This window comes from Ureaplasma zalophigenitalium, assembly GCF_025780055.1.
GTDB classification, from domain to species: Bacteria; Bacillota_I; Bacilli_A; order Mycoplasmatales; family Mycoplasmoidaceae; genus Ureaplasma; species Ureaplasma zalophigenitalium.
The window spans coordinates 72,417-95,307 of the sequence record NZ_JAOXHJ010000002.1 but is presented as its reverse complement, the minus strand read 5'-3'; the positions used below and the strand labels follow the sequence as shown (position 1 = coordinate 95,307).

Sequence of the window (22,891 nt, the reverse complement as noted above, 5' to 3'; positions counted from 1 at the left end):
ACATTTTTTTAATGATGAGCATGTGGAAGATATTATAATATCGTTAAACCACGTAGCGAATACTAAATATTTATAAGAAAGAATAAAGAGGTGTTGCGTGTGGCTGTAGTAAAAAAGAAAAAAGAAATTACAAGAATCGCAAAATTAAACTTAATTGGTGGCCAAGCTAAACCAGGTCCAGCTCTTGCTTCTGTCGGAATTAACATGGCAGAATTCACAAAAGCTTTTAATGATAAAACTAAAGATCAAAATGGAAAAGTAATTCCTGTAGTGATCACTGCTTACAAAGATAAATCATTTAGCTTTGAAGTTAAAACAACTCCAGTATCATATTTACTAAAAGAAGTAGCTAAAATCCAATCTGGTGCAAAAGATCCTAAAAAACAAGTTGTAGCAACAATTACTAAAGAACAAGCTTTAGAAATTGCACGATATAAATTAATTGACATGACTGCTTACGATGAAGAAACTGCTTTGCGTATGGTAGCTGGTTCTGCTAAACAAATGGGTATTAAAATTGAAGGATATAGTCCTTATAAAGCTGACAAGGAGTAAACGATTATGAGTAAATTAACAAAAAAACTAAAAGCCGTTTACGAAGGCTTTGATAAGAATAAAGCATATTCATTAGAAGAGGCGATTGCGTTAGCTAAAGCTAAATCTATTACAAAATTCGATGGTTCAATGAATATTGCTATTAAATTAAATTTAGACACAACAAAAGTTGAACAACAATTACGTGGATCAATTTCTTTACCTCACGGAAACGGTAAAGATGTACGTATTTTATTATTATCTGAAGATGTGAGTGCTGATGATGCGAAAGCAGCTGGTGCTAACTACTTTGGTGGTACAGATTACATCCAAAATATCGAAAAAATGTTAAACGATATCGATGTAATTATTACCGATCCAAAAGTAATGCCAAAATTAGCGCGTTTAGGTAAGGTTTTAGGTCCTCGTGGATTAATGCCTAACCCAAAAATTGGTACGGTTACAACAGATGTTTTAAAAACTGTAAAAGAATTTAAAAAAGGTCGTCTTGAATACCGTACAGATACTTATGGAAACATCCATTTAAACATTGGTAAAGTATCATTTAATGATGAAAAAATTAAAGAAAATGCTTTAGCATTATTAACTTTAGTTCGTTCACGTAAACCGTCAACAGTGAAAGGTCAATATATTCAAAATATTACTATTTCACCAACAATGGGTGCTGGAGTTAAGGTTATAATTCCTAACAACTAAGACTATTTAACATAAGAAAGAAAATAAAAACAAGTGCCCACCTTGTTTTTATTTTTATTATAATTATATAATTATAATAAATGAACTTTTATTACAAAGGAAAATTTATGGTAGACAACATAAACAATACGATTAAATTCAAAGATATCGATAATTTAGTGCATGATTCAGAAACAGCGGTTAGTTTTGAAAATGTTTTTTTCTCATACAACGAAGATCGTGTAATTTTAAAAGATGTTTCTTTTGAAATTAACCAAAATGAATATGTTTGTATTATCGGTCATAATGGTTCAGGAAAGTCAACAATTAGTAAAGTCCTAACCGGATTATTAAAACCCGCATCTGGCGCTATTAAATTATTTGGTATTCAAATTAATGAGGTCAATTTAAAGTTTTTACGAAACAATATTGGTATTGTCTTTCAAAATCCTGACAATCAATTTGTAGGGATTACAGCCGAAGACGATATTGCATTTGGTTTAGAAAATCGTAAGGTCCCTCCTCACCAGATGTGGGATATTATTGCTGAAGCAGCAAAAGCGGCTGGTGTTTATGATTTGTTAAAACGTGAATCATTAGAATTATCGGGTGGTCAAAAACAAAGGGTGGCAATCGCTTCAGTTTTAGCTATTAATCCATCAGTCATTATTTTTGATGAATCTACTTCTATGCTAGATCCTAAAGGAAAACGCGAACTAAAAGACTTAATGATTGGTTTGCGAGATGTTGCTAAAAAAACGATTATTTCGATTACCCATGATATGGAAGAAGTAATTAATGCTGATAAGGTAATAGTGATGAAAGCTGGTGAAGTTCAATTCATTGGAAAACCACAAGATGTTTTTGAAAACGAAGAGAAATTAAAGGCCATGAATTTAGATATCCCCTTTACTTTAAAATTATCTAAATTACTTAAGCAAAGCGGTTTAAATGTGGATTTAACACTAAATAATAAGGAGTTGATTAAAAGAATATGCCAAAAATAATTCGTACCCCCAACCCCGACATTAGTATCAGTGTAAAAAATTTATATGGAGTTTATGACGAGAACAAAGAAAATCAATTCGTTGCTTTAAACAATGTCAGTTATGATTTCGCAAAAAACAAAATTTATTGCATCATTGGGAATTCAGGATCAGGAAAATCGACTTTAGTGACTCATTTTAATGGGTTATTAATGTCTAAATATGGTTATATTATGGTCGATGACATTGTTGCTGGTGATTATTATAATATTAGTAATCATTTATTAGGAGTGATTGATAAAAAAGATAACGTAATTAATAACCAGTTATGAAATTATAAGCTAGATGATTGAAACTTCCTTGTCTTATTTAGTAAACAAGTTAATAAAAAAATTGCCCGTATTCTTTTTGAAGGTGCCTTTAAACGGAAAGTTAAATCAATTCGTTTTATCAAGGATTTAAATTTTACACATAATTATCATTTAAACAATGTTGCAAAAATTGGAGTAATCCGAATTGATGAGGATACTAATTTAGATATTCCTAACACATTATCGTTCCAACAATTAAAAGACTTTGAAGTACGTTCGTTAGCTGATATTAAAACAAATTATAAATTAACAACGAAGTTACGACAGTATAAGAAATTGCGTAAAAAAGTTGGTTTTGTTTTTCAGTTCCCCGAATACCAGCTTTTCAAACACACAATAGAGCAAGATATCATGTTTGGTCCCATGAATTTTGGTGTAAAAAAACAAGAAGCTAAGAAAAGAGCGAAAAAATATTTAAACAAACTTGGATTAAGCGATGAATATTTAGAATACTCGCCATTCGGTTTATCTGGAGGACAAAAACGTCGAGTAGCCATCGCAGGAATACTGGCGATCGAAACTGATATGCTGATTTTCGATGAGCCAACAGCTGGTTTAGATCCAGTTGGTGAAAAAGAAATGATGCAAATTATTTTAGACGCTAAAAACGAAAATAAAACTGTTTTTGTGATTACACACACGATGGATCATGTCTTAGAAATTGCTGATGAAGTTATTGTTATGCACGAAGGTGAAATTATTCGTAATGGATCAGCATACGAAATTTTTACAGATCAGGAATTAATGCAAAAAACATCGATTGAACCCCCGAAAGTCATTTCTACTATCAACCAACTAAGAGCTAATGATCAGGTTTTTGACAAGTTGCTAACGCTAGCTCCGAAAACGATTGAAGAATTGGCTGATGCTATAGTGCAAATTCAGCAAGAGAAAGGAAAATAAAACATGAGTTCAAATGCCTATGTATTTCGACATTCAGTAATTCATCGTTTAAATCCAGCGATGAAATTTATTGCCTTCTTACTATTGATTGCAATGGTTTTTTTACCATTAGGATTTTTTGCTCAATTTTTCATTGGAGCTTTTGTGTTAATTATCTTTTTTGTGGCCAAATTACCAGGTCGTATGTTATGAAATATTTTTAAATCCGTTTTATTTTTATTTTTCTTACTATTACTCATTAACTGGATGACTTATAAAGATCCAATTGCTATTTTCAACGTTTCACAACACAGTGTTGTTTTTGGTAATTTAGAATGGGTTAAATCGCCTGGTTTATATGTGGCAGACATCAATCATTTTGACAAATCACACGAAGTGAATAATTTAGTCTCACCTGTTTGAGGTGGAGAAATTCGCACTTATTTAAACCCTAGTTTCTTTTTATCAAAGGATTTTGATTTTGATCAATTTTTAAAAATAAACGAACTAAACGAACAAGATTTTTATAAAAAAATTGCAAGTAGCTTTAATAGTTTGGAAGATGGCCAAATTAAAAACAACTTTTTAAATACTTTCGATAATTTACCAATTAATCCCCAACATCCGCACTTAAAATATGCAGAGTTAGCCTATTGGATGAGTATTTCTAATTTTAAACTACCAGTGGTAGATATAAATAATCCAGCAAACACTATAGTCGTTAAGCACTTTGGTTTAGCTTTAAGTCAATCCAAAGAACAATTAGGTTTAACTAATACAATGATTTTATATACACGTTCTAGTGTCGCTTTATCACCCGTGGCAATTCAATTAGCCTTATATATTGCCATTAAAATCTTCTTGATGATCGTTTTAGCTTCGATTTTAACTTCAACTACAACATCAATCGAATTAACAAATGGATTAGAAGATTTACTAACACCTTTTAAAATTCTTCGATTACCAGTTACAGAAGCGTCAATGATGATTTCCATAGCAATTCGTTTCATTCCTTCATTATTAGATGAATCTAAGCGAATTTTAAATGCGCAAGCATCACGTGGTGTCGATTTTAAAAATGGTGGGTTTGCCCAAAAAATTAAATCGCTCGTCGCTTTAGTGGTACCCTTATTCTCCATTGCTTTTAAAAAAGCCGAGGACTTAGCAAACGCTATGGAAGCACGTAGTTATAATCCACGTTATGCCCGAACACGTTATCGAAACTTCTCATTAAGATTTATTGATTGACTTCTGTTTTCCATTTTATGTGTCTTTGTTGGTTTCATCATCTCTTTAGCAGTCTCAAAAATTTACTTTACACCCTTTGGTATGTTTGAAGCCACATCCTTATTTTCAAAATAATAAACTCTTCCCAGAGTTTATTTTTTATAATTATATAGATATGCTCAAAGAAAATAAAAAGATTAAAAAGCGATGATTATGATCTTTTTTGTTCCCAACGGTAGCAGTGCTTGCCTTGTCAAGTTCTTGTTCACTCGTCATTCCTTATAATATGACGTATAAAACATATTTAGCTTTAGCTCAAGATGTTATGGCTGGTTTGGAAACAAAAATTATTAATAATAAAATGAAAGCGTTAAAAGCCCAAGCAGCGAATACTAAACTAGACCAGATTGAACCAGATGTATTGGAGCGCTTGAACCATAATGCATTGTTTTTAGCACGCCAGAAAATTCAAATTCAAGTGCGAAAGGATATAACTAATTTGCAAAACCAACAAAAAGAAATTTTGGATAGCATTAGTTTTCATTTAAATACAAAAACCAAAACATATGTTCACATTAGTGCTAACAATTTGCAAGTTATTAATGCTAACTTCTTTATTAATTATTTAAAAAACCAAGAATGTGATTTAGAAAGTTTTCGAACAAGCACACAGAGCAATAACAACATTTTAAGTGTCAGTCGCGATGATGATCCCAATAGTTTAGACATTAGTTTTAAAGTAATTTTTGCCAATTCTAATATACCGCCAACTTCTGTTATAATTGATGCTTTTATTGGAAACAAGTTTATTAAATATGAAGTTTTTCGAATTATGATTAATGCAGCATACGAATTCTTACAAACACTAGAAGCGAATAATTTCCGTGATATTACGAATTATCAGGATTTAGACCAATTTTTTGCAGAGAAAAGTTATCATTTAATTTTAGATAATCAAGTCATGATTTATATTGCCGACATATACAATCAATTGTATATCCACCAAAGAGATTTATTATTTCAATATCAAAAAGAACATATTTTGAAACAAAGGAGTTAATTATGCCACGTAAACATTTAATCGCTAGCGGAATTAATAAAAAACAACAACAACAAGCCAAAATTTGAATGAAATGTGCCAAAGAAATTAAAGCAGCAACAAAAGTAGGTGGTCCTAATCCGGAAGCTAACCCTCGTTTAAAAGCTGCTATTAACCGTGCTTTATCTAATAATCTGAGTCGTGATAGTATTCAACGAAACATAGAAGGTGCAAATAAAGACCAAGAAAATTTAGTTGAACTACATTATGAAGCCTTTGGTCCAAATGGTCTTGCCATTATGATTCATTGTTTAACTGATAACGAAAACCGTACTATTAGTGCCATTCGGGGATATTTATCAAAATTAAATGCGAGCTTAGCTAAACCGAATTCAGTGGCAATGAGTTTTAATGAATACGCCATTTTTCTTATAAACCAAAAAGATGCCTCTGAAGACAAAATTATGGAAACATTGCTTGAGGTTGATTTAATTGATATTAGTTTAATTGATGAGATTTATGAAGTTAAAGTCAGTAAAGAACACTTCGTATTAGCTAAAACACTTTTAGATGAAGCCCAAGTAGTTTATATGAGCGCAGATATTAAATGGGTTCCTGATGATTATATTAGTTTAGACGAACATCAACGAGAAAAATTAGTACGTTTTATTAATAGTTGTGACGATGACGATGATGTGCAATGAGTCGCAACGAACTTTGAAGAAGAAATTTAACCATGAGTAATTCAGAAGCAAAACAAAACATCCATACACATTATTTAAATAAACGCAGACGAATTAATAAAATTATTAAGGCGACTGTGTTTTCTAGTGCTTTCGCAATTGTTTCAGTTGCTTCTATTGTTATATCGGTAACTAACAAAAATGAAAATTATTTAAACGACACCATTAACGAAATTAAGAAATACCAAAATCCGCAATGAAACGCTTTTTTAGGGTTAGGCGTAGATCATGATGTTGTCTTGCAACATCATAAAAGTAATTATGCATATAAAGTGATTGATAACTACAATGACTATTTCCAGTTTAGTCAGCATTGAAGTTCTTATGATGTTAAACCCCAAGAACATATTCAGAGAATCCAAAAACAATTAAGTAAGCAATTTAGTGCGGATTTCTTTGAAAACCATAATTTGGTGGTTCTTGTTTATAACCAACCCGACCAATATTATTTATTAAATATTTATGATCAACAAACGAACGCTTTAGATTTTTATTATTTAAATTACCAACAGTTATACAACACAAGAAATGCTAAACGATATTTAGACTATGAAATCACAATTGATAAAAAAACCAACAACCACATTGCCATGGTTTTTTTGAGTGTAGAAAAACATGCTAATTATCAAATTAACTTCCATGAAATTAAATGGTCAAACGAATTGAAACGATTTTATCACCAAAAAAAAGATTTATTACAAAAATAAAAAAACAAAGCCTGTGTTGGTTTTGTTTTTTTATTCTTATGAATTTAATTCAAACCTATCTTGCTTTATTTTGCATTTTAACTTCGCGTTACAGACTTCATTAATCGCAAAAGGAAATCAATATTTGTTTTGTTTTTAGCCGAAACCAAAATGATCCGGTCAATAGGTACTTGAAACATGTCAACAATTTGCTTTTGCTTATTATTAAAATAGGATTTATTAGCTTTATCAACTTTGTTAAGTACTAAAAAATGACGGTATGGTTGTTTTTCGAAAAACTTAGACATCTCAGCGTCTAACTCTGTTAAAACATTCAAATCACAAATCTGAAAAACCGCTTTAAGATTGGTTCGTTGAGTTAAATATTGGTCAATCATCGATGCTAACTCGTCCTTACGCTGTTTATTGACACGCGCAAAACCATAACCGGGCAAATCAACTAACCGAAAAGCATTAAAATCAAAAAAATTAACTAACTGAGTGCGTCCAGGTGTATTGGAAGTTTTTGCTATTTTCTGGTTAGCTAACGCATTAATTAAAGAAGATTTACCAACATTTGAACGACCGATTAAACATAATTCATCTTTTTGGTCATCAATTCACTCTTCTTTTCTACTTGCTGATTTAAGAAAAATAACAGACATTATCTTTGGTTTTTATTCGCTCGATTAAAGATTTCGTTGACTTGAGCTTCAGTTGGTTTGCGCCCTACTTGAGAATAAATCATACGAATTGTATCTTTAGAAATCGGAGGATTCTTTTTTAATTGGCGTTTCATAACTTTTGTTGAAACAAAAAAACCAATAATTAAACCAGCGATTAAAAATAAAACAATTCCGATACTTAAACCAATTTTTAAAGAATTTAGTTGAGCAGAAAGTTGCTCAACTGACTCACTTGCTTTATGTAAAATACTAATAAAATTGTTTAACATTGTTTAATTACCTCATTCTATATATCTAATATACTATTATAAAGGTTTATGTATTAAATTGAATTTTAATTAAATATTAAGTAAAATATATTAATTAAGGAGAATTTTAAGTGAAACGAAAAAGAGAAAAAGAACCCCTCATATGGGATTATGATATTCAACAAACAAATCCAGAAGAAGGTTTAGATAATGAGACAGTTTTGGATCATCGTCAAAAATATGGTGCGAATGTCATTGAGAAAAAAAAGAAATCAAATATTTTTATTAAATTTTTAAAACAATTTTTAGATCCAATGGTCTTATTGCTTGCCATTGCTGGGATTATTACTTTAGTTTTAGCTATAGTTCGCCCGTCTGATGACACCATTGAACTAATTACATCATATGTTGAATTTGGTGTTATTTGTTTTATTTTACTTTTAAATGCCAGTTTTGGTGTTTATCAGGAAACTAAAGCAGAAAAAGAAAGTGAAGCCCTAAGTCAATTAACCTCACCGCACGCGCGTGTTATTCGGAACGGGGAGACTATCCAAATTAGCGCACAAGATGTAGTCGTTGGTGATTTATTAGTGGTTGAAGCAGGTGATAGTGTTGCAGCTGATGCGATTTTATTGCGTAGTTCATCTTTAGAAGTCGATGAGGCTGTTTTAACAGGTGAATCATTACCAGTGAAAAAAGATGATGATGCCATCATTCCTGCTAACGCGGGGATCGGGGATCAAAAAAATAAAATATTTGCTTCGACAAATGTTATTAACGGAACAGCTAAGGCTGTTGTTGTTCAAACAGGGATGCAAACTGAAATTGGGACCATTGCCAATTTAATAAACAAACAAAAAGACGAAAAAACACCGTTACAGCAAAAAATTAATAAATTATCAAAAATTATTGGTGGTTTTGCTAGTGTTTTATGTATTGTAGTTTTGATTATGTATGTTTATTTAGTTGGTGGGGGAGATTGAAAAACAAACTGAGCAAGTGCGGTTATTTTAGCTATTTCATTATCCTTTGCAGCTATTCCCGAGGGATTAGTTGCTATCGTGACTATTATCTTATCTTTTGGTGTTAAACAAATGAGTAAGAAAAATGCCCTAATTAAACAATTATCAGCAGTGGAAACATTGGGATCAGCAAATGTTATTTGTTCAGATAAAACCGGAACCCTTACCCAAAATAAAATGACGATTACGCATTTTTATACGCCTGAAACAGGGTTACAATTATATGAACCAAATGCACAAGCTTTTGATTTATTACAAAAAGCCGTAGTTGTTAATAATGCAACTGTTAATGATGAAGATTTAAACAACATTTTTTATTTAGGAGATCCAACAGAAATTGCCATTTTACAAGCATACGAAAAATATGGCTTAGATGAAAACCTTTTAGATCAACAATTCGAACGAGTTTTTGAGTACCCTTTTGATTCGGATCGTAAAATGATGAGTGTGGTAGTTAAACACAACGAACAATTATTCTTAGTAACCAAGGGTGCAATCGAAATGGTAAGTCAAAGAACTAGAGTTCGATTGGATGACGAATTATGAGTTGCTAATGCTAAAATGGCTAACCAAGCTCTGCGGGTTTTAGCAGTATGCTTTACGCCTTTAAAAGCTTGAAACGAAGAAGAAGATCATCTAAGTGTTGAGCAAAATCTAGAATGTATTGGTTTAATTGGGATGATTGACCCACCTCGTCCAGAAGCTATTCACGCGATTGATATTGCTAAAGAAGCTGGAATTCGTCCAATTATGATTACAGGTGATCATATTCAAACAGCGAGTGCTATTGCGCGTCAAATGCATATTCTTGAAGATGATCAAAAAACAATTAGTGGTTTAGAATTACAAGGTATGGATGATGAGATGCTGAGTGCGACAATTAATGATTATTCAGTTTATGCTCGTGTTTCACCAAGTGATAAAATTCGTATTGTTAACGCTTGAAAAAAGCACGACAAAGTAGTGGCTATGACTGGAGATGGGGTGAACGATGCCCCGGCATTAAAAGCGGCCGATATCGGGTGTGCCATGGGTATTATGGGAACAGAGGTTTCCAAACAAGCTGCTAACATGATTTTAATTGATGATAATTTCAAAACTATCGTCCGAGCAGTTAAAATGGGTCGTTTAATTATGGATGCGATTAAACGGGTAATTATCTTGTTACTAATTACAAACCTATCCGGACTAATCTCGTTGTTTTTTGGGTTAATCATTTTAAATATGTCTCCGATGAGTAGTTTACAAGTATTATGAATTAATATTGTCTCGGAAACTTTACCGGGGATAGCCTTGGGGTTAAATTTTACAAATATTAATCTAATGAAAAACCAGCCATTATCAAAATCGGCCCCAATTTTAACATGACGTATGTGGCTACAGATTATTTTGACAGGCTTTTTTATAGGTTTCACATCAATCTTATTATTTTATTTAGGTGTGGGCGGAGCTTTAAATAATTTTGATTTAAATCATATGAGATATTTATTTGCCAACTTTAATCTTTGAGAACATAATTTTGAAAATACTACATCATTTATTGTTCCTTCAGCTTATACGTTCCCTGAAATTGTTCATGCTGTATGATCTGGTTCGTCACTTTCATTTATGTTTATGGGGTTAATGTTGTCATTTAATGCAGCGATTTTAAAAGTTAATCATTCGATCTTTATTGATTCATTTAAGGAATTAAAATACGTCTTTATCACGATTAGTATTTCGTTTGCGATGATGTTTATTTTAGTTTATGTACCAAAAATCAACAGTGTCTTTAGTGTTCACCCTTTATATACAGGTGAATATACATGATTTAATGCCCTGCCTTTTGTGTTCGTGTTTATTGTCTTTATAGTATCTGAAATTATTAAATTCATTAAATACCGAAAACTATTGAAAACTTATGTCGATTATAAATGTACTTACTCTCAATTAAAAAACAGTTTAAAAAAATTAAGCAGAACCCCTCTAGAACAGTATACATTAAACCAACAAGCGTCTCTTCAAGCCTTAATCACAAACACGAAATTAAGAATAAAATATTTAAAAAAACAAGTATATTTACACCAATAGCGTGAAAAAAATAACAGCGGAAGCTGTTATTTTTTAGTAATAATACCCAAACCATCATCAATGTTTAATATTGTAAATTGATAATCAGCGATGTTTTTTAAATAATCAACAAAAGCATCAACTTTAGCTAATAGTTTGACCTGATTTTTACTTAACTCTTTACGCTGACGTAAAGTATTTAAAAATAAATTATCAATAAACATTTGTCCTTGGGGTTTTAAAAAGTGGATATACTTATTAAATAGTTCAATTTGTTTACCTTTGGGCCCATCTAGGATTATGACATCAAATAATTGATCTGGTTGATAATGAAAACAATCAGTGTGTACGAGCGTAAAATTTGGTTCGTTAGCTAAGAAGTTTTCTGCTATTTGAATTCGTTTTAAATCCTTTTCTAAAGTGATAAGTGTTTTTAAAGTCGGTACAAAAGTTTTGATATTTAAGGCGCTATAACCATAAGCTGTACCAATTTCTAAACAAAATTGATGACCGTGCAAATTCATTTGCTCAATAATATAGTCAATGGTCTGTTCACGCATTAAAGGAATTTTATCTTGAACGCAAAGAGCTCGAAGTGTCCTAATTTGAATTAGTTTATCTTGCATTTATTTGTGCGTTTGCTTTTTGTGTACCCGAGTTAAACACATTGCATTCATGTACTGATTAATTGTTTTATAATTTAATTTAATATTGTGTTGTTCTTTTAAAATATTAGCAATTTTTCGACAACCAATATGCTTAGGATGATTGTCATAAATTTTTTTAATCAATTGTTTATTACGGTTTTTTAGGCAATACTGACCATCCTCTGGATATTTCTTTTTTAATCATTTATAATAACCAGAAATATTTACATTATCAAATAATTTAATTAATTTTGTTAATGGTAAATTATGTTTTTCAACTAATTGGTGAATTACATCATACTTAGTCAAGCAACATTTATGGTGACGGAATTGGAGAATGGCTTGGCAAACGTGTTCTTGTTCTCACAAAGAATGCGTCTCATGATTCAAACCAATTGACTCACATTCTAATTGGCTTAGGTGGCATTTTTCTGACATATTTTTCCCTCTTTAATCATCATGGTTATAATTTTAGCTTTTTTTACCCTTTTTCTGCAAGAATGAAAAAATAAATAACACATTTGCACAGAAAACAAAAATTTTTAACACGTTTCTAAATAAAAAAAGTCAATCGGCAAGTTAATTGTTTTCAATGGTATGTTGTTTTACTTATAATATATAAAATAAGTTCAGATCAGTAAAAAGGAGTTTTTAGATGCATAAAGGCAAAATTATTGTTTTCTCAGGGCCGAGTGGGGTCGGCAAAAAAACCATTCTTGACCAGATTTTTAACAAACAATCATTAAATTTGACATATTCAATTTCCATGACTACACGCCCGCAACGCCCAGGTGAGGTACATGGTGTAGATTATTATTTTGTTAGCCGAGAAGACTTTGATGAAGCCATTGCTAAAAATGAATTAATTGAGTGAGCTGAGTTTGTTAATAACCGTTATGGGACTTTAAAAAAAGAGGTTGAACGGTTACGTAATGCAGGAAAAAATGTTTTATTAGAAATTGAAGTAGTCGGAGCTTTACAAGTTTTAGAATTATTTAAAAACGATGATTTATTATCGATTTTTATTCTACCACCTAGTTTAAAAGAATTAGAACGGCGTTTGCTTTTTAGAAATACAGAACCTGTCGAAGTTATCAATCAACGATTAGAAAAAGCAGAAAAAGAAATGGCTATTAAACATATTTATCAATACAATATCATCAACGATGATCCCAAAAATGCTGCACACACTCTAGAAGCAATTTTAAAAAAGGAATTACGTTTTTAAATGGCTAAATATTTTTTCGATTATACTTTAAAAACACTTGAAGAAATTTGTATGCTAAATGCTAAGCCAAAATTTTTAGCCAAACAAATTTATCAATGGGTTTATGTAAAAAATGTCCTTGATTTCCACCAGATGCATAATGTAAGCAAAGAAAATCAACGTTGATTGACTGAAATGTTTACTTTTGAGAAAATTTGTTTAAAAGCGCAAAAACCAAAGGGCGACTTAATATATTTAGCTATTCAAGTAAATCAGGATACATTATATTGCACTGTGAATATGCAAAATAATCAACCAGCTTGATATGTCAGCTTAACAAAAACTTGTTGAACACATTGTGATTTTTGTCAATCTTCATCACACGAATGAACAAACAGCCAAATCTTGCAAGTTTTAGTTGTTATTCAACAAACTCTGAAATGTAAAATCCAGCACATTTACCTAGATACCTATTTCATTGATCAACTAGATTTAGAAACTTTTGCAGTTTTAATCGAACGGTTTAATGATGCACACGGATTTAATATAGGTAAACGAAAAATAAATTGACTAACAAATGGTTGAAATTTTGATTATCATGAATGGATTCAAAAATCGCTTATTATTGATATTTTATTTAAGGTTTATACAATAGATCCGATAGTTATTCAACAAGTATTTCCCGGCTTAATTTTAAAAAATCAGAAGATGTTACAAAACATGCAAGCATTTTCAATTGATTCAAGAAATCCTATTAATCTATATTATTATTTAATTGATTCACAAAATGATAGTTTAGAAGATTTAAAACAATTAAAAAGATTTTTTGAAAACCAGAAAATTTATATCAATTTAATTAGTACTCCAAAAGCTTCAACTAATAAAGTTATGTCAAAACATTTGTATAATTTAGTTAGTATATTTGCAAATCAAATAGTCATTCGTCAAAATAATGCATTTTTAGACACGCTAACATGTTTGCAAAAAGAAAATATTTTTAAAAAGTAGGCACGAATATGGTAAAAAGTAATTTTTTAAGTGATATTGGTTCTCACCGAGACCACAACGATGATGTAGCAGAAGTTGTGAGCAACGAATTTGCCCAAACCCTTTTAATTGTCTGCGATGGTTTAGGCGGTTATGATGGTTCTAGTACGGCTAGTTGTATTGTTTTAGAAACTATTCGCAACGCTTTTTTACAAACCGACTGTGCAAATTTAAGTATTAACAATGTCGAGGAACAAACTAACAGTGATAATGTGAATAAGCAAACTCGTGAAAGTAATTTACGTGCGTGATTAATTGATTTGATTCAGCAGGCACAAAAAAAGATTACGCAGCAAGCAAATATTGATACAAGAGCATACCATATGGCAACTACTTTAGTAATATGCATTATTATTGACCAACGTGCGTACATCATGAACATTGGCGACTCGCGAGCTTATCTTTTAAAAAGCAATTCATATGTACAAATCGGGTATGATCATAATGTATTAAACCGTTTAAAACAAATGAACGCTGACCCGAGTTTATTTAAAAAATATGAAAAAAACCTATATAGTTTAACGCAATATATTGGGCGAACTTCAAATGTTGCTTTAACCTACGATTTTTATGTGCAGGATTTGCAACCAAACGATATTATTTTCTTAGCTTCAGATGGTTTTTACCCTTATTATGAACTAACGCTTTTACATGATTATTTAACGAGCGAGCAAGACCCCCAAAAAATCCGTGACATCCTTTTAAAAACTGTTTTAGACAACGAATCTTTAGATAACATTTCCTTTGCTTACCACGTGAACTTATAATTATGGACTTATTGTTAAATAACCAATCGTATGTCATCGATCCAAATACCCAAAAATCTTACCAAGTAATTAAACATATTGCTAACGGTGGTTTTAGTCAAATTTATTTAGTTAAAGCTTCTGATACTGATCAATTGCAAGTTTTAAAAATTATCACTTCGGATGATGATAGTCAAAAAAATGTGATCCGTGATGAAATTAGAATTTTTAATATGCTAAAACGAGCTGTTGATCCAGCTCAGGACTACTTAATCAAATATTATGCTAATTTTGAATGTCTAATTGGCCAAAAAACTTATTTATGCATGATTTTAGAGTATTTTGATGGGATAAGCTTGCGTGAGTATTTAGATCAAAATATTCTTTTAACACCTTCAAAGGCAAAATTAATTGTCCAACAAATCGCAAGTGTTTTGCTTTTTTTTCACCAGAACACACCACAACTAATTCACCGGGATTTAAAACCTGAAAACATCCTAGTGAACCATTCATTAACAAAAATTAAGATTATTGATTATGGGGCTAGTAGTGTTGTTTTTGATACAAAAACACTCACTTCAGATGATGAATTAAAATGTACGATTTTATATGCTTCACCAAAATTAGTTAAAGTCAACCACAAACAACAACCCTTGGAATTATTTAACCCCAACTATGATTTACATTCATTAGCGGTTTTATATTATGAATTGTTAACAGGGACAGATCCTTTAGATTATAATAGATTTAAAAATTACCCTAAACAAGACGTGGCTTATTTAAAAAGCTGATGACGGTTTGATTCTTTGTCAGCTGCAAGCATTAATCCGTTGATTAAAAAAGATATTGATTTGTTAATCCATCAATTACTAAACAATTATCGAAACAAAACTAATCAACAAATTAACACTCAGCAAGTTTATGAACATTTAACAAACAAGCAAACAGAACAGTTAAACACGCAAACATCACAGAACGATGAGTTAATTTTATATAATGATTTACGCAGTTTAAATAAAATTAAAACAACCGATCAACCGTGATTCACACACTTAATTATTTTAATTTGTTGCTTAATTTTCACCGGTTTGGTTTTATTAGCCTTTATACTGGTTTGATTTATATAAAAAGGAGTATGCAATGCGTGCGAAGATCACACAGTTAGTTAAATCATCTTTTCAGATTTATATTTACGAAAAAAAACTATTAACCAACGCCTTAATTAAAGGTATTTTTAAATATGAAAACAAAAAGCATAAGCCACTAGTTGGAGATGAGGTTGAAGTAGAAGAACAAGATAACCAATTTGTGATTACTACTTTTTATCCGCGCACGAATACTTTAATCCGCCCGCGTATTGCTAATGTCGATATCGTAGTAATTGTTGCAGCTTTTGTATCACCTTTTGTTAGCCTTTATCAATTAAATAAACTAATTGCTTATTATGAATCTCAAAAAGTTAATCAGGTAGTTCTAGCTTTTAGTAAATATGATTTATTAACGGATCATACCGAAGCTGACGAAATTATGGATAAATATAAAAAGGATAAATACACAGTTGTAAATTTACAAAAAACAGATGATGTAGATTATTTGCACACCTTGATTAAAGATCATGTTTTTTGTTTAGTTGGACAATCAGGTGTTGGCAAATCCACATTAATTAACAAGCTCTTAAATGAAGAACAGCAAAAAACCCAAGAAGTTTCGTTAAGTTTGCAACGAGGAAAAAATACAACAACTGCTACTAAATTAATTCGTTTTAAAGACGCTTTTATTGTAGATACACCAGGTTATTCAAGTTTTGATTTATCAATTTTTACTCCTCAAGAATTGGCTGGTAGCTTCAAAGATTTCGCTTTATTAAGTCTAGCCTGTAAATTCCATGATTGTTTGCATTTAAGCGAACCCGAATGCGCTGTCAAAGAAGCAGTAACGAATAAAGAAATTCAAGAATTTCGCTACAGTCATTATTTATTAATGTTAAAAGAAATTAAAAACACGTAAATATATATGTTTTAAAACCGGCTTTTATATATAATAAAAGGGTATTATGTATTCCATAATATTATAAAAAAATAAAAGAGGTAAAAAAAATGACTTTAGGTGTTGATAAAGAGATTTTCTTCTCCAGTCATGAATTATCCTTTGTAAGCGCTTTTGCAGATAAAGAAGCATTAGCAGCAGTGGGGTATAGCTCAACAAACACACTACTAGCGAGTCTAGCAATTGTTTTTGTTTTACTAATGACACCCGCTTTAGGATTATTTTATGGTGGGTTAGTACGTCGAAAATCTACGTTAACCATTATTAATCAATGTGTGGCTTCGCTTGGAATCACAACATTGATTTGAATTTTCGGAGGCTTTAGTTTGGCTTTCGGCCCTTCAGTGGGTAAGGGTATCATCGGTGATCCATCTGCTTATTTTGCATTTAGAAATTTACTATTTGCAGATGGCTGACAAGGCCCTGTGGGATTAGTGTTTGCTAACTTCACAAACGGTGTGCCATTAATTTTATTCTTTGCATACCAATTAGCATTTGCGATTATTACACCACCATTGATGGTTGGGGCATTTGCAGACCGTATGAAATTTAAAAACTACTTAATTTTCTTAGTGCTATGACAATATTTAATTTATATTCCATTTGCACACTGAATTTGAGGTCAAGGATTCTTAGCGCAAGCAGGAGTATTAGACTTTGCAGGAGGAATTGTTATCCACGTAACAGCAGGATTTGGAGCGTTAGCTGCATCTGTTGTACTAGGTAAACGTTATATTTTAAAAACTGACAAAAATCGTCCACACAACATCCCTATGACAATTATTGGGGCTACATTATTATTCTTTGGATGATTTGGCTTTAATGTCGGTGGTTCAGCATTCCAAAAAACAGATGCTGCCACATGATCAGTTGCCACATCATCATGAGTAAACACAATTATAGCTATGGGTACTGCCATGGTTATGTGAATGATTTTTGAAACAATTTTCACAAAGAAACACAAACCAACTTCAGTCGGAATTGTTACAGGAGCCATTGCTGGGCTAGCTACAATTACTCCAGCAGCAGGATATGTACCTATTTGAAGTGCGCCAGTGATCGGTTTAGCAGCGAGTGCAATTTGTTATGGATGTGCACGTATGATGCACCATTCAAAAATTGACGACTCACTTGAAGTGTGAGCTGTTCACGGTATGGGGGGAGTTGTAGGTTCAATCTTAATCGGAGCCTTTGCAGCAAAATCAGTTAACCCAACTATTTTATATAGCGTAATTGATTCTCCACGAAACGAATATGGTATTTTATTCGGATTACAAATCGGGGCAGTCGCTTTAGCAGCGGCGTATGCATTTGCCTTTACAGTATTGCTTGTCTTGATTACAAAACCACGTTTAAGTGTTCGTCAACAACTAGGACACATTGACTATATGTTACATGGTGAAGATGCTTATTCATTTGATTTTGTATTACCTACAGAAAAAGAATTAGCTGAAAAAATGGTAGCTGACAACAAACGATGAGAAGCTATCTTTGGTGTAGCAGACAACGTTGTTGTTTTAAATAAAGAAAACCAAGTGGAATTAAAACATAAAGAAGAACGAGCTCATTAATTATGTCAATTAGATGACATAAAATAAATATAAAGGTTGGTGATCAGAGTGACAAATAATTATCAATGAAACGAAGGTGCGCAGCACGTTGTCCATAATTTAACATACATATCAGCAAATGCTTCACAAGAAGCGTTAGAGGCGGTTGGTTTTAATGCAACCAACACTTTACTAGCTAGTTTATCAATTGTTTTTGTTTTATTAATGACACCCGCGCTGGGATTATTTTATGGTGGATTAGTCCGTCGAAAATCAACATTAACGATTATTAATCAATGCGTAGCTTCGCTGGGTATCACAACATTCATTTGAATTTTTGGAGGATTTAGTTTAGCTTTTGGTCCTTCAGTGGGTAAGGGTATCATCGGTGACCCTTCAACATATTTTGCTTTCCGCAACCTATTGTTTGCCGGAGGTTGACAAGGCCCTGTCGGGTTAGTGTTTGCTAACTTTACAAACGGTGTGCCATTAATTTTATATTTTGCATACCAATTAGCATTTGCGATTATTACACCACCATTGATGGTTGGAGCATTTGCAGACCGTATGAAATTTAAAAACTACTTAATTTTCTTAGTGCTATGACAATATTTAATTTATATTCCATTTGCACACTGAATTTGAGGTCAAGGCTTCTTAGCAGAAGCTGGGGTATTAGATTTTGCTGGGGGAATTGTTATCCACGTAACAGCAGGATTTGGGGCATTAGCAGCCGCTTTCGTATTAGGCAGACGTTATACATTAAAAAACGAAAAAGTTAAACAAAACAATATCCCTATGACAATTATTGGGGCTACATTATTATTCTTAGGTTGATTTGGCTTTAATGTCGGTGGTTCAGCATTCCAAAAAACAGATGCTGCCACATGATCAGTTGCCACATCATCATGAGTAAACACAATTATAACTATGGGTACTGCCATGGTTATGTGAATGATTTTTGAAACAATTTTCACAAAGAAACACAAACCAACTTCAGTCGGAATTGTTACAGGAGCCATTGCTGGGCTAGCTACAATTACTCCAGCAGCAGGATATGTACCTATTTGAAGTGCGCCAGTGATCGGTTTAGCAGCGAGTGCAATTTGTTATGGATGTGCACGTATGATGCACCATTCAAAAATTGACGACTCACTTGAAGTGTGAGCTGTTCACGGTATGGGGGGAGTTGTAGGTTCAATCTTAATCGGAGCCTTTGCAACAAAATCAGTTAACCCAACTATTCTATATAGCGTAATTGATTCTCCACGAAACGAATATGGTATTTTATTCGGATTACAAATCGGGGCAGTCGCTTTAGCAGCGGCGTATGCATTTGCCTTTACAACGGTTTTAGTTTTAATTACAAAACCACGTCTAAATGTTCACCAGCAACTAGGACACATTGACTATTTATTACACAATGAAGATGCATATTCAATGGACTTTTTAATTGTGACACCACAAGAAATTATGGATGCACAAAAAGAAGATAGTCAAAAAATATACCAAAAAATAGCGGGCTATACAACTAAAAAAGAACGCTATGAATTGATTTCTAAACATCACGAACTAGAGGAAGAACACCACTAGTTTCAAAAACAAAAAAACTAAGCTTGCTTGCTTAGTTTTTTATGTCATTTTTTTTATTAAATTGATTAAAAAATCATTTTTTCGTTCTTTAACCAAACTTTTTGTGCTAAATCATAATAAAATTTAATATTAATTTATTGCTTATTCAGAGGAGTTATTATGAAAAAAAATAAACGAATTTTAGCTTTTGGATTATTAGGTTTGTTGGGTGTAGGAACATTGGCGAGTGTTTTAGTAGCTTGTAAACCCGAAAACAAAACAACGATACAAGATTTTGAATTACTATGTCAAAAATACAGCCAACAGTATGCAAATGATCAATATAGTGCACAAATTATGAAAATTATTGATGAACATAAGGCAATTGCTCAGCAAATCAGCGCGGGTGATCAGAAGAATCAATCCAAGAAATTTCAAGAGTTAATGCAATCATTAGATCAAGCGATTAAGCAGTTTATTAGTCACCAGAAAATTTTAAAGGAGGAAAAAGAAAACACTGTTAACTTCACTCCTGTCAAAGAAAAAATTAAGATGTACTATAAAAACGCGCAAAACATTAGCTTTGCTGATTATACTGATTTTCAAATAAAGGATATAATAGTTGAATTGAATGACCAAACTTTTACGTACGAAATTAAGAGTATAAAAAAAATAACTGATGGCCTACAAATTACCTACAATTTAACTAAAAACAAACAAACATCAGAGGATTTTATTTATTTAATTCCATCATCAAACTTTCAGAATTCATCAGGAGAGCCAATTGATTTTTCGGCATTAAATCAGCAAATTACTATTAATTACCAAAATATAGAAAATACAACATTTGATGAAGCTATAGCCGATGCAGCATATTTAGATATTAAAAAACCAGCTGATTTAAAAGTAAATATTCAAAGTGTTACAAAAAGTGCTGATGATTACATAATTGTTTATGTTATCCAAAAAAATAACCAATCATCAACAAATCTAACTTTAAAAATCAATCGTGAGTCTTTTCAAAACCCCAATGACGACTTAGCTAAAAAATTAGAGACTATAGATTGGGATAGTTTTAACCAGCACACAACCGTGAAATTTGTAAACCAGCATGAGACTTATTTCGAAGATGTCCCCCAAGAAATAACTAGTCAAAACGTTCGTTTTAGCCACACAAATTATGGTGTTAAAAATTTTGAATTTATTAGTGCCATGAAAGAGGGTCGGGAAATCATTGTTAAATATACTATGACATATAACGGTCAGACTTCTAAAATATTAGAAAAATCAATTCTTGCCCGACATTTCAAACAGCATAAAACAAAAGAATACACGGAGCTAGAAAAACAATATACAGCAACCGATGCTAAATTAAAAAATAATCAACATGACCCTTTATCAAAAGATTTAGCAGTTAATTTAGAAAGTGTCTATTCGATTACTGAAAAAGAAATAATATTAATTGAAAAGCAAACTACTGCTGTAAATCGGTTAAAAAAACATTTGCTAATAGTTGATCAATTATTACAAATCAATGAAAAACTAAATGTTTTAAAAACAACCGGGCAAAAAACTGAAGCAGAGATGCAAAAGGCCCAAACTTTAAGTCAAGAAATTGAAAACTTATTTAAACAAAATGTAGCAAATATTGATTTAGAGTTATTAAGTAGTGGTTTTGAAAAAATTATCAGTAAATTATATTCTGAGTTCATCGGCGCCAAACCAATGACGTCATTTGAGACCTTGGGTAGTTTAACTACTAATGATGAGATGTTGAAATTAGGCGAACGAAACTCTGAAGTTGATCAAAATTCAGTATTGACATACAAAATAATTGATAATGATCATATAGATATAACTATCTCCAACGTTGTTTTTGATCAAAAAAAATACACGGATAATAAATACAACGAAAAAATAACAGAAGTATTTGCCGCTTTTAATTTACTTCAATTAAATCCTAAAAATAGATTTGATTATGAACCAGACACAGCAGATTATTCATATATTCATTCTGATAAAAAAATACAAAACCCCATAACAGGTTTACGCTATAAACCTGCTAGTTTATCTTTCTTTGATCAACAAACTTATTTGGCTAAAATAACTAAAAAAGCGGATTTAAAAACTTTAATTAATGACTTACAAACAAAAAAAGCATTAATTTTTAAAAATGTTAACATACCCGGTATTGGTAAAATTTTAAATGAAAATTCTCGAATTTGCTTCGCAATGAGTGACTTTAATATGCTTAAAGAGAACAAAAATATGCCAGGTACAACAGAAACATTATTTGAAACAAAATACGGTGATAATGGAGTTAGTTTCTTAGGCAATGAAACAATCGGACCTAAAACTAAGAAATATCACCATGAACGACCCAGCGTAATTGTTTTTAAAACAAAAATGCAAGAAAATCAATAAAAAAGCAGGCTGAAAAAAAGAGGTGATTTTGTTTTAATCGCCTTTTTTTCTTCTTATACCTTATTTTTTTCTCAAAATTAATTAATATCACATCGAAAAGCTAATTTGTGTTAATTATTTTTTGAATTGTTGATTGTGTTATAATTGAATTATATTGTATGTACATTATTCAAAGCAAAAAAATGCTATAATGTGCAGAAATTATTGAGGAGTTTTTATGAGTCAAAATATCAAAAAAAGCAAAAGCTACAGAGATTATAAATACAAGAGAAATCCGGCTTTAAATAAGCATTTAGCCGGATGAATCATTTTCTCTATTTTTATTTTCATTTTTCTTGTTGGGATTGCAATTTTAATCGCATTTATTGCGGATTTTTATATTTACGAAAATACAAACACAGATGGTTTAATTTGAACTGTTGACCAACGTGCTCATGGCTTGTTGGGATATTTTAATAAATAGGTAAATAGGTAGGAATTAAT

The 22,891-nt window shown here is 31.5% G+C and carries 22 protein-coding genes; 18 read left to right on the top strand and 4 right to left on the bottom strand.

Annotated features, from left to right (window positions below):
- The first annotated feature begins 99 nt into the window (after positions 1-99).
- The 8 genes from rplK to OF365_RS01345 all read left to right on the top strand — a co-directional run bounded on the left by rplK (position 100) and on the right by OF365_RS01345 (position 7,185).
- Entirely contained in the window at positions 100-555 is a 456-nt protein-coding gene (gene rplK, locus OF365_RS01380; protein WP_263817820.1) for a 50S ribosomal protein L11, read from the top strand.
- Between the two features lie 6 nt (positions 556-561).
- Positions 562-1,251 carry a 50S ribosomal protein L1 gene (gene rplA / locus OF365_RS01375; protein ID WP_263817819.1) on the top strand — a complete coding sequence of 230 codons (690 nt, stop codon included), beginning with the start codon at positions 562-564 and terminating at the stop codon, positions 1,249-1,251.
- 107 nt (positions 1,252-1,358) lie between these two features.
- The gene (locus OF365_RS01370) at positions 1,359-2,237 is read left to right on the top strand and encodes an energy-coupling factor transporter ATPase (RefSeq protein ID WP_263817818.1); all 879 of its coding nucleotides are present in this window, start codon (positions 1,359-1,361) and stop codon (positions 2,235-2,237) included.
- The gene (locus OF365_RS01365) at positions 2,225-3,490 is read left to right on the top strand and encodes an ATP-binding cassette domain-containing protein (RefSeq protein ID WP_263817817.1); all 1,266 of its coding nucleotides are present in this window, start codon (positions 2,225-2,227) and stop codon (positions 3,488-3,490) included. Before OF365_RS01370 ends, OF365_RS01365 begins: the two co-directional genes overlap by 13 nt.
- A gap of 3 nt (positions 3,491-3,493) precedes the next feature.
- A complete protein-coding gene (locus OF365_RS01360; protein ID WP_263817816.1) occupies positions 3,494-4,831 on the top strand; it encodes an energy-coupling factor transporter transmembrane component T family protein in 1,338 nt (445 codons plus the stop codon).
- A gap of 40 nt (positions 4,832-4,871) precedes the next feature.
- The gene (locus OF365_RS01355) at positions 4,872-5,756 is read left to right on the top strand and encodes a hypothetical protein (protein WP_263817815.1); all 885 of its coding nucleotides are present in this window, start codon (positions 4,872-4,874) and stop codon (positions 5,754-5,756) included.
- A 2-nt stretch (positions 5,757-5,758) separates the two neighbouring features.
- Positions 5,759-6,469, top strand: coding sequence for a YebC/PmpR family DNA-binding transcriptional regulator (locus tag OF365_RS01350; protein ID WP_263817814.1), 711 nt, complete (start codon positions 5,759-5,761; stop codon positions 6,467-6,469).
- Positions 6,470-6,471: 2 nt separating this feature from the next.
- Positions 6,472-7,185, top strand: coding sequence for a hypothetical protein (locus OF365_RS01345; RefSeq protein ID WP_263817813.1), 714 nt, complete (start codon positions 6,472-6,474; stop codon positions 7,183-7,185).
- Between the two features lie 77 nt (positions 7,186-7,262).
- Here OF365_RS01345 and yihA read toward each other — a convergent pair whose 3' ends face one another.
- A complete protein-coding gene (gene yihA / locus OF365_RS01340; RefSeq protein ID WP_318031870.1) occupies positions 7,263-7,829 on the bottom strand; it encodes a ribosome biogenesis GTP-binding protein YihA/YsxC in 567 nt (188 codons plus the stop codon).
- Positions 7,829-8,119: a YneF family protein gene (locus OF365_RS01335; protein ID WP_263817812.1), complete on the bottom strand. Its 291-nt coding sequence runs from the start codon at positions 8,117-8,119 to the stop codon at positions 7,829-7,831. The genes yihA and OF365_RS01335 overlap by 1 nt, the downstream gene beginning before the upstream one ends.
- 110 nt (positions 8,120-8,229) lie before the next feature.
- Here OF365_RS01335 and OF365_RS01330 point away from each other — a divergent pair, with 110 nt between their 5' ends.
- Complete coding sequence (locus tag OF365_RS01330) at positions 8,230-11,190, top strand: cation-translocating P-type ATPase (RefSeq protein ID WP_263817811.1); 2,961 nt, start codon at positions 8,230-8,232, stop codon at positions 11,188-11,190.
- Positions 11,191-11,216: 26 nt separating this feature from the next.
- Here the strand turns inward: OF365_RS01330 and OF365_RS01325 are convergent, their stop codons facing one another.
- The gene (locus OF365_RS01325) at positions 11,217-11,795 is read right to left on the bottom strand and encodes an O-methyltransferase (RefSeq protein WP_263817810.1); all 579 of its coding nucleotides are present in this window, start codon (positions 11,793-11,795) and stop codon (positions 11,217-11,219) included.
- Positions 11,796-12,254 (bottom strand): IS3 family transposase, encoded by a 459-nt coding sequence (locus OF365_RS01320; protein ID WP_263817809.1) that lies wholly within the window; start codon positions 12,252-12,254, stop codon positions 11,796-11,798.
- Positions 12,255-12,471: 217 nt separating this feature from the next.
- Between OF365_RS01320 and gmk the strand changes: the two genes are divergently transcribed.
- From gmk to OF365_RS01275, 9 genes are all read left to right on the top strand, one after another.
- Positions 12,472-13,044, top strand: coding sequence for a guanylate kinase (gene gmk, locus OF365_RS01315; protein ID WP_263817808.1), 573 nt, complete (start codon positions 12,472-12,474; stop codon positions 13,042-13,044).
- Entirely contained in the window at positions 13,045-14,031 is a 987-nt protein-coding gene (locus OF365_RS01310; protein ID WP_263817807.1) for a hypothetical protein, read from the top strand.
- A gap of 8 nt (positions 14,032-14,039) precedes the next feature.
- On the top strand, positions 14,040-14,837 hold the full coding sequence (locus tag OF365_RS01305; protein WP_263817806.1) for a PP2C family protein-serine/threonine phosphatase: 798 nt from the start codon (positions 14,040-14,042) through the stop codon (positions 14,835-14,837).
- Positions 14,838-14,839: 2 nt separating this feature from the next.
- Complete coding sequence (locus OF365_RS01300; RefSeq protein ID WP_263817805.1) at positions 14,840-15,943, top strand: serine/threonine-protein kinase; 1,104 nt, start codon at positions 14,840-14,842, stop codon at positions 15,941-15,943.
- A 13-nt stretch (positions 15,944-15,956) separates the two neighbouring features.
- Entirely contained in the window at positions 15,957-16,823 is an 867-nt protein-coding gene (gene rsgA / locus OF365_RS01295) for a ribosome small subunit-dependent GTPase A (RefSeq protein ID WP_263817804.1), read from the top strand.
- 89 nt (positions 16,824-16,912) lie between these two features.
- Positions 16,913-18,433 carry an ammonium transporter gene (locus OF365_RS01290; RefSeq protein ID WP_318031869.1) on the top strand — a complete coding sequence of 507 codons (1,521 nt, stop codon included), beginning with the start codon at positions 16,913-16,915 and terminating at the stop codon, positions 18,431-18,433.
- Positions 18,434-18,475: 42 nt separating this feature from the next.
- Positions 18,476-20,005 carry an ammonium transporter gene (locus OF365_RS01285; RefSeq protein WP_416906740.1) on the top strand — a complete coding sequence of 510 codons (1,530 nt, stop codon included), beginning with the start codon at positions 18,476-18,478 and terminating at the stop codon, positions 20,003-20,005.
- A 159-nt stretch (positions 20,006-20,164) separates the two neighbouring features.
- The gene (locus OF365_RS01280; RefSeq protein ID WP_263817803.1) at positions 20,165-22,408 is read left to right on the top strand and encodes a hypothetical protein; all 2,244 of its coding nucleotides are present in this window, start codon (positions 20,165-20,167) and stop codon (positions 22,406-22,408) included.
- 217 nt (positions 22,409-22,625) lie between these two features.
- On the top strand, positions 22,626-22,871 hold the full coding sequence (locus tag OF365_RS01275; RefSeq protein ID WP_263817802.1) for a hypothetical protein: 246 nt from the start codon (positions 22,626-22,628) through the stop codon (positions 22,869-22,871).
- The last annotated feature ends 20 nt before the right edge of the window (positions 22,872-22,891 follow it).